Source organism: Massilia sp. UBA6681 (assembly GCF_002454935.1).
GTDB lineage: Bacteria > Pseudomonadota > Gammaproteobacteria > Burkholderiales > Burkholderiaceae_D > Telluria > Telluria varians.
In genome coordinates, this window is the sequence record NZ_DKJX01000054.1 from 108,631 (window position 1) to 120,394 (window position 11,764).

The following is an 11,764-nucleotide window of genomic DNA, read 5'->3' on the forward strand; positions in this document are numbered from 1 at the left end:
GTCAAGCGATTTTTCGGAAACGAGCCATGCAGATTGGAGAACTGGCCGCAGCCACCGGCCTGAGCCGCGACGCGCTGCGCTTCTACGAAGCGCGCGGCCTGTTGACGGCGCGCCGGCGCGAGAACGGCTACCGCGACTATCCGCCGGAGGCGGTCGAGTGGCTGTGCTACCTGCGCACCGCCCAGTCGCTCGGCTTCACGCTAGCCGAGATCGAGGCCGGCATGCCCCTATTGGGCGACCCGGCCAGCTCCGGCGCCGAGCTGCGCGCCGCCCTGGCGCGCAAGCTGGCGGACATCGACGCGCGTATCGCGGGCCTGGCCGAACTGCGGGCAGGGCTGGCGCAACGCCTGGCCGAGCCGCTCGATGCCTGCCCGCTGCGCAATCCAGCCGTGGACAAGCTCAGCGAACCCGCTTGAACGCCACGTTGAACGAACCGCTGACCAGGCGGCCGCCCTGGTTTTCCATGTGCAGCTCGAGCTCGCGCGAGAGCACGAACAGCTTGCGCGCCGATTCGGCATACAGCGGTTCCCACTGGTTCTCGCGCAGCGCCACCATCAGCTTGCCCTCGCGCTCGGCGATCTCGAAGCCGCCCAGGTCCTTGATCTCGTAGCGCCCGGCCAGCTTGGCGCGCGTTGCCGCCGGCAGCGCGATCGCCTTGCGCATCACGGTCTGGTAGGTCGGCCAGCGGTACTCGGCCGCGATGGCGCGGATGACGGACTGCGCCAGCTGGGCTCCGCCATCGCCGTTGGTCATCACCACCGCACCGTCGCCGCGCGCGACGTAGGCGTACAGCGTATTCTGGTAGCCCATGTTGCTGCCGCCGTGGGAAAAAGCGTGCTGCGGCGCCTTGCCGTCGATTTGCAGGCCGAGCGCATAGTTGTTCATCACCGGCCGCAGCATCGTGCGCGTCATGGTCGGGGACAGCACGCCGTCGGCGCCGGCCGCGCCGCGCTGCAGCGCAAGCGCGAACTTCGCAAGGTCGGTCGGCGTCGTCCACATCCCGGCCGCCGCCAGTTCGGGATAGGTGTGGGCGCCGCCCGCCGTGGGCTTGCCGTTTTCGGAGTGGGGCAGGGCGGCGCGGGCCAGCAAGGCGCCGGGCAGCGGCTGGGCGAAGCTGCTGTCGCTCATGCCGAGCGGATTGAGGACCGTCTCTTCCATCAGCGCGTCGAAGGGCCGGCCGGAACGGTCGATCATGGCCTGCTGGACCACGGTGTAGCCGCCGCCCGAATAGTTCCAGGCGTCGCCGGGCATGCCTTCGATGCGTACCGGCCCGCTGTTCGCCGGCGCTGCGCCTTCCAGGACTTGCTGCAGCGTCGGCACCTGCACGCCGGCCGCATAGCCGCGGAAGCCCGAGACCGTGGTGCCGGCGGTATGCGACAGCAGCTGGCGCAAGCTAGCCGGGCGCTTGGCCGGTCCCGGCGGCAGTTTCCAGCTGGTGAGCACGGTGTTGATGTCGGCGTCGAGCTCGAGCTGGCCCGCTTCGACCATCTTCAGGGCCGCCATGGCCGCCACTGGTTTGCTGATCGAGGCGGCCTGGAACAGGGTCTGCGGGGTGACCGGGGCGCCGTTCGCGTGCGTCACGCCATAGCCCTTGGCCCAGGCGATCTTGCCGCCGCGGATGACGGCGACGCTCACGCCCGGCACGTTCAGGCGCGCCATCTCGGCGGCCAGCGTACGGGTCTCGAGTTTCGCGCCCTGGATCGCCACGGCGGGGCGCAGGCCGCGTTCGATGCGCGCGATGGACTCCGCGTCCTGTGCCTGTGCAGGCAAGCACGCCAGCATGCTCATACCCAGTGCCGCGAATCCGCGCACCATCCACCTTGCGTCCATGCCGTCTCCCTTGACTGTTGTCGAGTTACCTCATCAGCAACAGTATCGGTAAATACGGCAGGCGGCGCAAGCGCCTTCTCAAGCCCGGGCTTCCGCCGGCATCGTGAAGGTGAACGAGGTCGATCCGGCGCTCGAGCCGATGTCGATCGTCCCGCCATGGCCGCGCGCGATCTGGTCGACGATGTATAGGCCGAGTCCCAGGCCTTCGCTGCCGGCGCGCGAAGCCGCGCGCCAGTAGGGTTTCAGGAGCTGGGCGACGACGGCAGGGCTCAGGTCCGGCCCGCCGTTGGTGACGCGCAGCGTGAACTGGCCCTCGCGCACGTGGGCGACCACGAATACGGGATGGTGCGCGCTGCCGTGCACCAGGGCGTTCTTCAGCAGGTTGGACAGCAGCTGCGCCAGCCGCTCCGGGTCGCAGTGCAGCGACATGCCGGGCTGGATCGCGGTGTCGATGGTGCGCTCCGGGTAGACGCCGGACAGTTCGTCCACCACGTCATACAGGCGCAGGTCGGCGCCCTTCACCATGCGCAGGTCGAGCGCGATGCCGCCGCCCATGCGGCCGCGCGTGAAGTCGACCACGTCCTCGACCAGGGCCGCCATGCGCCGGGTGCTGCGGCGGATGCGTTCGACCACCTGGCGGGTGGACGGATCCTGGTGCTTCAGCAGCAGGATCTCGGTGCCCGACAGCACGGAGCCGAGCGGCGTGCGCAAGTCGTGCCCGAGCACGGCGATGAACTGCTCGCGCAGCTCGGCCGTCTCGCGTTCGTCCAGCAGGGCGGCGCGTGCTTCGCCCAGCGAGCGTTCTCCTTCCAGCTGCTTGGCGATCAGTTCGGCGAACAACTGCAGGGTCGAGACGGTGACGGCATCGGTAAGCCGGGCAGGTTCCGGATCGAGTCCGCACAGGGTGCCGAAATACTGGCCGTCGGGACGGAATACCGGAATCGAGAAGTAGCTCTGGAAGCCGTAGATGCGCGGGGTGTGGTGCTCGCAGTACTGCGCGCTTTCACGCACGTGGTCGATGATCACGGCGGCGCCGGTATCGCGCACTTCCTCGCACAGGGTGGTGGTGACGTCGAGCGGGTCGCCCGGCCTGAGCCCGAATTCGAGCTTGTCGAGCACCGCGCAGGCGGTCCAGGAATCCTGCGTGACGTGGGCGATGCACACGAAGCGCAGGCCGGTCATGGCGGCGACGGTTTCCAGGATCTTCGGCACCGCACCGATTGCCTGGATTTCGTCGACGCAGTTTAGTGCATTTGCTGCCATAGAACGCCCTACGAAACAATTGCAAACGAACCATGGTAGCACTTGTGGCGCGAAGAAAAACTAGTTGTTACAAATCCATCCTTCCTCCGCGTAAACTCGTTCCTCGCCCAGGTAGACGGCGTCGGTCACCGCGAACACGTCGATGTGGTAGCGCGCGTCCTTGCGCTTGAAGCCCGGCTTCGGGTAGACGCCGTGCTTGGCGCCGAGCGACAGGTGGATGCCGCACATGCGCTCGTAGGTGCCGATGTCGTCCACGCGGCGCGCGCGCGTGAAGGCCCGGTTCAGGCCGAAGCCCAGTTCGCGCACCCAGACCTCGCCTTCATCAAGGGTAATCTTGTCCAGCACTTCCTGGAAAGCCGGCGTCGCGTTCTCGGTGCCGACCACGCGCCCGCGCTCGACGACCAGGGTCACCGGCAGGTCCGGGCGGTTCGAGCGGTAACTGGTATCGCCGAAGACGTGCACCTGCACCCGGCCGTGCACCGCCTCCAGGTCGAGCGCCTCGGTGAACACTTCGCCGATCGGGAACTGGCCGCCGACGTTGTTCATCTCGCTGTAGTCGCCCACGTTCAGCTTGGCCGGCTCGAAGGCCGAGCTGAAATGCAGGGTCTCGCCGCCGCCCTCGACCCGCCCATGCGGCGCCGCGTCGATGCGGCGTTTGAGCGCACGCCCGGTGCCGCGGAAGTAGGCTGGATCGTAGGCCAGCGCTTCGATGTAGTGCTCCGACTGCGGGCCCGGCATGCGCGACAGGTGCACGTGCTCGATCACCTTCAGCCCCAGCTTGAACAGCTCGACCCGGATGCGGAAGCCGTCGAGGCGGAAGTTGGTCGACTGCACCAGCACCACCAGGTCCTTCGGCCCCATCGCGCGAAAGGCGGCCAGCACCGCCTCCGGCGTGGCGCTGTCGAAGTCGATGAAGCTTGCTTCCCCCAGGTTGCGGCGGTATGCCTCGGTCAGGGCGCGCGACAGGGGAGTGCGTTCGTCGTACACGACCAGCGCCCGCTGCCCGGGGCCGTGTTCGAGCGCGAGCGCCAGGATGTCGCGCAGGTGCGCGGTGGCGGCGTCGACGGCGGGCGCGGGGAGGTCTGGTGAAACTGGCGTATGCATGTTGAGCGGAAATGGAGGCGAAATCGCCGCCATTATACGTACGTTGGCCAAAAGTTCCGCGCTTCAGCCCGTTTTTGGCTCGTCTATTGATCCTTCAGGTGTCAGGGCACGCTACCCCGTGTACGGCGCGCCGCGCGGCAGTGCCCGGCGCTATGATTTGAGCAACAACAACTGCCCCATCAGGCTAGATGTTGATCAATTATTTGGGCGAAAAGGCGAGAATGACATACCGATGGGAAACGCCTGCCAGTGTCTGGCAGGAAGACGAGCAGGGACAGTTTGCGTTGCTGGCCAGCGAAGGGCTGGGCCGCATCGACTGGCAGGCCCATGCGCCCGGCCGCCTGCCCGACGTTGCCCGCCTGCTCGGCGCCTCGCTGCCGACCAGCTGCGGCTGCGCGCCCATCTACCCCGAAGGTTTCGTTTTCTGCCCGAACTGCGGCAAGCCCTTGCAACGCCTTCCCGGCACGCCTTCGCGCCAGCCCGGCTGGTGGGGGCCGGGTGCCGATGCCATGCTGCCGCGCCATGTGCCGCATGGCTTGCCGGTCACGTCGCTGCCGCTCGGCGACAGCCTGGAGGAACGTCCGGCCGCGCCGCACCCCGGCCGCTGCGACCTGAGCATGCCGACGCCGCCCAACGCCTACTGCGTGTTCGCCGCCGCCCACTACGGCTTTCCGGAGCAGCGCCTGCTGGCGCTGGCGCATACCCGCGGCGTGCTGCAGTACTGGGACCCGGTGGCCGGCCTGTGGCACGTGATGGCGCCGGACGATGGGGCGGCCAGCCTGGCCTTCACCGTCTCCAGCTATGCATGGCTGCCGGTGCTGGAGCCGCGCCGCGGCGAAGTCGCCATCGTGCCGACCAACGCGGGCCTGCAGCGCCTGTGGATCAATCCTGTCAGCGAATCCTACCGTCTCGAACCCGTGCTGCAGGCGCCGGTCGTTGCGGCGCCCGGCGCCATGCGCCGCCACATCGCCTGCCTGGTGGCGCCGGAAGGCATGGTGCGCCTGTGGAGCGCGCGCATCGATCTTGATGCGGTCGAGGAATTCGCCTGCCCCGACGTTCCCGCAAGCGGCTGGTCGCGTCCGATCGGCTACGACGGGCGCCTGTTCTGGCTGCACGAGCAGGGACAACTGGCCTGGCGTCCGGGCGAGCCGCCGCTGTTCACGCCCTGGCCGCCGGGCTGGCAACCGCGCCTGGCCTTCGGCGGGCCGACCCAGAGCCGCGACGGCCGCCTGTGGCACATCGGCCATGACGGCCAGGGCTACTCCTTCCTCGAACTCGGCAGCGAGCGGCCGGAGACGGCGCCGATCGACGGCGCGCGCCTGGGCTTCGCCAATTTCCTGTTCCGGCGCGGCCACCCGGTGCTCGACGAGCCCTGGTCGGGCGAACACGTGGAAGACCTGAACCAGGACGAAACCCTGGTGCTGCCGCTGCTGCGCGCCTTTAACAACAACCGCAGCCAGCCGAGCGGCCTGGTGCTGCGCATGCACAAGGTCACCGGCCGCGCCGAGGATGCGCTGGAAGAGCGCACGATCGCCCGCACCACGGTCGAATGGATCGGCCGCCGCAACGTGATCCTCGACGAAGTGGTGCGCCTGTCGCGTCCACTGGAGTGCGTGCCTTTCGTCTACGACGGCTGCCTGTGGCTGCACCATCCGGACTGGAACGCGATGCGCGGCTGGCGCCTGGAAGAGCCGGCATGAGGGCGCGCTTCAAGCACTTGCTTGCCGCGCTGGCGGCGCTGTTCGCCATGGCGGGGGCGTGGGCGACGCCGCATGTCTTCCTGGTGCAGAACTCGGGCTGGATGGAACCCTTCTACAGCGACCCGAAGAGCCAGTTCAAGCCGCTCGTCGGCGCCCTGGCCGGCGCCGTGGTGCAGCCGGGCGACGCGCTGGTGCTGGCTGCCTTCAACCAGTCGCTGCCCGGCGCGCCCTCACCGAAGGCGCTGCTGTCGATGAAAGCGATTGATGAGACGGTGCGCAGCCGCGTGGGCGGCGCGCTGGCGAACCTGGACACCGCGCGCAAGCCGAACAGCAGCGCGCTGGCCGACACCGACCTCGGCGAAGCGGTGCAGGCGGCCATCACGACGGCGCTCGGCGGCAAGCCGGGCATCGTCTGGCTGGTGACCAATAACCGCAACAGCCCGAACAACGACCAGGCCACGGCCGCGCGCAACCGCGAATTCTACGAGCTGATCCACAAGGGACAGGCGATCGACAAGGTGGTGGCCTTCCCGCTGCGCATGCCGGTCCAGGGCAAGCACTACCAGGCCAACGGGCTGATGGTGTATGCCTTCGCGGTCGGCAAGGAGGGCAGCCGTGCGCTCGACGGCCTGCTGGCTTCGGGCCGCATCGCCCGCGTGATCACCGAGCAGCCGGCGCGCCTGAAACCGCTCGACCGCGACACCGTGCGCCTGGCGCCGGCCCAGGTGGAGGATGCGCCGGGCGTGTCCTTTTCGCAGGCGCCCGGAGGCGCGCTGCGCGCCGACGTCGATCCGGATGCGCGCACTCCCAGGGCCAGCGTGCGTTGGAACCTGGAGAATGCGATGTACCCGTACACCATCGTCTCGGCCACCCTCGGCGCGCGCTCGATGCTGGCCGGCGAGGATCGCCCGATCAAGCTGGCCAGCAGCCGGGTGGAGAACCTGGCGCCGGGCAAGCCGCTGCCGCTCGGCTCGACCATGCAGCTGCCGGTGGCGCAGCTGCCCGACAAATGGTCGATGGAGGCGCTCAAGTCGGCCGGCTCGGCCTATGTGCTGCCGGGCCGCATCGAGCTGCACCTGGCGAACCAGCGCCTCGCCTTGTCGCAGGATTTCCGCGAGCGCATGGCGGCCTTGTTCCCGGGCGACCCGCTGCCCGACATCTTCACGCCGCCGGCGACCGTACAGGCCTCGACCGCGGTGCTGCCGCTCGAAGTGCGGGTCCACTACGGCATGGGGCCGCTGGCGGCCCTGGGCGGCCTGGCGGCGGCGCTGCTGGCCGCGGCTGGCGCCGCTGCCTGGGCCTACGGGCGGCCACGCGTGGCCCAGGTCACGGTCGAGGACGAGCTGCGCACCATGCGCGCTCGTCCCGGCACGACGCAACCGATTTACGACAAGGCCGGCGCCCAGGTGGCGATGCTGAAAACCACGCTGTTCGGCCATCAGTTGACAGACCTGCGCGAGGGCGCGCAGGTGCGGCTCGGCCGCTAACAATAACAATGAAAGGAAACCCCATGCAAGGACCCCAGACACCATCCGCGCCGTCGCCCGCCGATCCCGGCTTCAAGCTGCCGGAAGAATCGGCCTCGCCCCAGGACACCCTGCCGCAGACCCAGCCGCAGGGCGAGAGCGAGCGCGCCGGCCGCCCGGTCGAGGTGGTGCCCGGGACCACCATGGCGCCGGTGCCGGCCACCGACACCTCGACGCGCGACCTGGCGATCGGCGCGGTGGTGTTCGTGATCCTGCTGGTGGTGTATTTCTTCGTGCGCAACGCCTACGTGCACCACCTGGTGGTGCGGCGCGTCGCGCCTTCCTCGGCGGGCAGCGCCGGCTGGCTGCTGTTCGTCGGCCTGGGCTTCCTGTCGGCCGCCGCGGTCCTGGCCATCATCAACGCCAGCAAATTCCTGACCTTCGCCGTCACCGGCCCCCTGGTGGCGGTGGGCCTGGTGGCGCTGGTCGCGGCCCTGTTCATCGGCCGCCGGTAATCCTTCAAAGAGAACGACATGGCAGATTTTCCCAACCCAGCAGCCCTGAACGCGAAAGCGGAGCTCAAGGTCGACCTGCGCCCGACGCTGTTCATCGGCGCCGGCGGCACCGGCATGGAAGTCATGATGCGCATCCGCCGCCGCATCCTGTCGGCGGTCTGGAACCGGCACAACCCCACGCGCGTGGAGTCGATCGCCGACTTCCCGGTGGCGCGCTTCCTGCACTTCGACCTGGACAACAATGCCGTCATCGACGAGGGCAAGTCGCAGCGCACCGATCCCTGGTACGAACTGGTGAAGCTGACCGACGAGGAGCGCCTGGTCGAGCCGCTCGACCTGCCCCAGTACCACGAGTCCGACGACAGCCTGGCGCGCTTCCCGCTGATCGAAAGCTGGATGCCGCTGCGTCCGAAAAAGCTGCGTTCGCTCGGCATCGATCCCTCGAAAGGGGCGGGCCAGATCCGCGCCCTGGCGCGGCTCTATTTGTTCGACAAGTACCCCAAGCTGAGGGGACGCATCAAGGGCGCCCTGAATTCCCTGGGCAGCAATGCCGGCATCGAGCGCAAGGAGAACTACCAGCGCCTCGGCCTGCAGGTCGACACCTCGAAGTTCCGCATCGTCGTCATCGCCTCCTGCGCGGGCGGCACCGGCGCCGGCAGCGTGCTGGACCTGGGCTGGCTCTCGAAAGCCATCGCGCGCCAGGAAGTGTCCGACAGCCAGGTCGACCTGGTGCTCCTGATGCCGGGCGGCTTCGCCAAGGCCAACAAGGAACGCACCGAGGCCAATGCCTACGCCACCCTGATGGAGCTGGAGACGGCCATGCGCGACATGAACGCGCAGGTACACTGGATGGACCCGGACAGCATCACCGGGCGCGGCGCGCCCTACGACGACGTGTATTTCGTCGACACCGCCAACCTCGCCAACAAGGCCACCCTGGATGTGAAGGACGTGTACCAGATGGTGGCCGACACCCTGTTCGAAGATTTCGCGTCGGCCGATTTCGCCAACCGCAAGCGTTCGGTGGCGGTCAACCAGCAGCAGCACAAGCTCGGCCCCTACAACCCGCGCGTGCCCGAGCAGCGCTTCGGCGACATGCGCCTGTCGTATTCGAAGGTGTATTCGGCCTTTGGCCAGGCCGTGCTCGACACCCAGCAAAGCCTGCGCGACGACATCCGCGCCTACGAACTGGCCGGGCTGATGGTGAAGGCCTTCTTTGGCCTGGCCGGCAGCGACGGCAATGCGCGCCGCGCCGGCGACCAGGAACGCGACAGCTTCATGCGCGAGCAGATGGACATGGCTGAGCGGCCCTTCGACATCTTCCCAGATTTCCGCAAGGGTACCGTGGACGTGACGCCCTTCCCGGAATATGCGCTCACCGGCACGCTGCTGCTCGACAAGGACGGGCGCCTGCTGCTCGAACGCGTCGAGAGCAAGGTGCAGCTCGAGGTCGACCGCATCATGGCCTCCTACGACATCCGCCAGTGGCGCGAGCAGGTGGCGGAATTGCTGCCGCAGCTGGAACGCGACGCCATCCGCGAAGCCGGCGCCACCGCCGAGACCAGCGAAGACCGCATCAAGCGCCATACGAGCGAGGTCACGGCGCGCCAGAAGACCCGCGTGCGCGAGCGCCTGTACGCGCTGCTGGACGACCGCAAGCAGGGCGGCCTGGAATTCGTGCTGTCGCTGCTGGAACAGGTCAAGGCGCGCCTGTCGCAGCGCGACATCGCCAATGCCGAGCGCAACGGGCGCCGCTACCGCGACATCCGAGATGCGCTGCGCACGCGCCAGGTGGAAGAATCGCTGAACAACCTGTCGCAGGCCGCCGGCCGCATGTTTGGCAAGGAGCCGCAGGCGCGCGAAGTCATGAACCACCTCAAGCGCGACATCGCCGACTACCTGCGCTTCCACCTGCTGGCGGTCGCCGCCAACCAGTCGATCGAAGTGATGCGCAATATGTCGGCCTGGCTGGGCGAACCGCAGGCGCCCGACGAGCACGGCAATGCCCAGTGGACCGGCGTCGCCGGCGAATTCCAGGAAGGCCGGCGGATGGTGGCGGCCATGCTGGTGGCCGCCGACCAGCGCATCAGCCAGCTGCGCGCCGATGCGCGCCAGGAGCACGCCACCTACATCAAGCTGGCCAGCGACACGCTGCCGCCGCCGGTGCGCTTGAGCAGCGACGTGAGCAGCTGGAGCGAGGAAGTGTTGCTGGAATTCGGCGGTTCGGCACGCCTGTTCCCGCAGCTGGGCGACGAGCGCCTGCGCGCCGACCTGCTGCTCAAGCTGTTCCGCCGCGCCCAGCTGCAGCTGTCGACCCAGGAGCTGGAGCAGCCGGCACCTGGCGACCCGCTGCTGGAGCGCCTGAACAGCATGACGCCCCAGGAACGCCAGCGCGTGTTCGCCGAGTGGATCCGCAGCGCCATGCCCTGGGTGAACGCGCGCTTCTCGGCCGAGTTCACGCCGAATGCCGACCAGTTCAAGTGCTTCATCGGCGTTGGGGACGTGAGCGCCTGGCGCAAGATGGAGGGCGAGCTGCGCGCCGCCGTGCCCACCGGCTACTTCCACGGAGACCTGCTGTCGGTCGTGAACACCGGGATTTCCGGCAAGGCGGTGTGCTACATCGAGCTCTCGGGCTACCCGATGACCGTGCTGCGCGGCCTGCCGACCTGGCGCGCCTCGTACCAGATCGAGAACCCGAAGATCCCGACCCACCTGCATTTCGACGCCACGCGCTTCCGCCATCCGCTGTCGCCCTCGATGGATGAACTGAACCGCTTGGCCGACGACTACGAATGGTTCCTGCAGGCGATCGCCCTCGGCGTCATCCGCCGCAAGGCCGACCTGGGCGACCGCGAGGCCAGCTTCCAGCCGCGCGGCCAGTACCTGTTCGAGGTCGAGCCGGGTTCGGGCGAGTGGCTCCAGATCGGCAACGAATTTGCGATCCGCTCCAACGGGCTGCCGCCGTACTACCGCGACGGGGTTATTCAAGCAGTGCGCCACCGCCTGGCCAACGTGGGGCCGCACCAGCTGGTGCTGCTGGCGGCCCTGATGCGCTACTACCAGCTGCGCGTCTACGAGCCGCGCCTGGAGGTGGACGAGACCGGCGCCCAGCTGCCGTCGCCTTCGCTGCCGAACATCACCGCGCGCCGCCTGTACGACGGGTGGATCCGGCGCGCCGCCGCGCTCGACCCGACGCTGTCGTCGAGCCAGATCGAGACCGCGCTCGGCAGCATCCAGGGGTGGACCGAGGCGGTGCCGGATTCCGCCAGCGACGCCTACAGCTGGGAGGTCGAGCGGCCGGTGGACAAGCGCGTGATCCTGCCGCAGTACCTGCACAGCGACGCGCATGCGGCCGCGGTGCTGCAGGGACGCGCCGCGGCGGCGGTGGAGCTGGCCAAGGCCGCGCCGGTGGTAAACGCCGTGGGGCAGGCGGATGGGCCACGCTACAAGCTGTTCGTGCAGGGCGCCCAGCGCGGCCCCTTCACGATCGACGAGATCGCGCGCCAGGCGGCGCGGGGAGAGATCGACGGGGCGACGCGCGCCTGGAACATGGCCTGGAACCCGAAGCTGGACAAGTGGAGCACGGTCGGTGCGCTGCCTGAACTGGCGGCGGTGCTGGGCGACGCGATTCCCGATCCGGACGATGTCCCGGGTAGCAGCGGCGACGGCATTCCGGATCCCGAATGAAGGACGGCACAGTGCAAGACGACGCGGTCTACCGCTGCATCGGCCCGCACTGCGGGCGCCTGATGCCGAGGCGGGTGAATTTCTGTCCCTGGTGCGGCACGGCGCAGCAGGCCGTCCAGCCGGTGACGCCGGTGCTGGCGAAACCGCCGGCGGCGGCGCCGACTGCCGCACCGCCGCCCGTGCCGACGGTCGCCCCGAC

At 68.7% G+C, this 11,764-nt stretch carries 9 protein-coding genes; 6 read left to right on the top strand and 3 right to left on the bottom strand.

Annotation, left to right across the window (positions count from 1 at the left end):
• The first annotated feature begins 26 nt into the window (after nucleotides 1-26).
• Nucleotides 27-416: a MerR family transcriptional regulator gene (locus B2R83_RS08930; protein WP_292040241.1), complete on the top strand. Its 390-nt coding sequence runs from the start codon at nucleotides 27-29 to the stop codon at nucleotides 414-416.
• Here B2R83_RS08930 and B2R83_RS08935 read toward each other — a convergent pair.
• The 3 genes from B2R83_RS08935 to B2R83_RS08945 form a co-directional block, all read right to left on the bottom strand.
• The gene (locus B2R83_RS08935) at nucleotides 400-1,830 is read right to left on the bottom strand and encodes a serine hydrolase domain-containing protein (RefSeq protein ID WP_292040243.1); all 1,431 of its coding nucleotides are present in this window, start codon (nucleotides 1,828-1,830) and stop codon (nucleotides 400-402) included. The genes B2R83_RS08930 and B2R83_RS08935 overlap by 17 nt on opposite strands.
• 78 nt (nucleotides 1,831-1,908) lie before the next feature.
• Nucleotides 1,909-3,093 carry a GAF domain-containing sensor histidine kinase gene (locus B2R83_RS08940; protein ID WP_292040245.1) on the bottom strand — a complete coding sequence of 395 codons (1,185 nt, stop codon included), beginning with the start codon at nucleotides 3,091-3,093 and terminating at the stop codon, nucleotides 1,909-1,911.
• Nucleotides 3,094-3,153: 60 nt separating this feature from the next.
• On the bottom strand, nucleotides 3,154-4,197 hold the full coding sequence (locus tag B2R83_RS08945) for a hypothetical protein (protein WP_292040247.1): 1,044 nt from the start codon (nucleotides 4,195-4,197) through the stop codon (nucleotides 3,154-3,156).
• A 221-nt stretch (nucleotides 4,198-4,418) separates the two neighbouring features.
• On the opposite strand from B2R83_RS08945, the gene B2R83_RS08950 reads away from it, so the two are divergent.
• The 5 genes from B2R83_RS08950 to B2R83_RS08970 all read left to right on the top strand — a co-directional run.
• Nucleotides 4,419-5,897 (top strand): hypothetical protein, encoded by a 1,479-nt coding sequence (locus B2R83_RS08950; RefSeq protein ID WP_292040250.1) that lies wholly within the window; start codon nucleotides 4,419-4,421, stop codon nucleotides 5,895-5,897.
• On the top strand, nucleotides 5,894-7,384 hold the full coding sequence (locus tag B2R83_RS08955) for a hypothetical protein (protein ID WP_292040252.1): 1,491 nt from the start codon (nucleotides 5,894-5,896) through the stop codon (nucleotides 7,382-7,384). Before B2R83_RS08950 ends, B2R83_RS08955 begins: the two co-directional genes overlap by 4 nt.
• A 23-nt stretch (nucleotides 7,385-7,407) precedes the next feature.
• On the top strand, nucleotides 7,408-7,878 hold the full coding sequence (locus B2R83_RS08960) for a hypothetical protein (RefSeq protein WP_292040253.1): 471 nt from the start codon (nucleotides 7,408-7,410) through the stop codon (nucleotides 7,876-7,878).
• Between the two features lie 18 nt (nucleotides 7,879-7,896).
• Nucleotides 7,897-11,565: a tubulin-like doman-containing protein gene (locus tag B2R83_RS08965; protein WP_292040256.1), complete on the top strand. Its 3,669-nt coding sequence runs from the start codon at nucleotides 7,897-7,899 to the stop codon at nucleotides 11,563-11,565.
• On the top strand, nucleotides 11,562-11,764 hold a 203-nt coding region (locus B2R83_RS08970; protein WP_292040258.1), incomplete at its 3' end, for a hypothetical protein. The genes B2R83_RS08965 and B2R83_RS08970, both read left to right, overlap by 4 nt.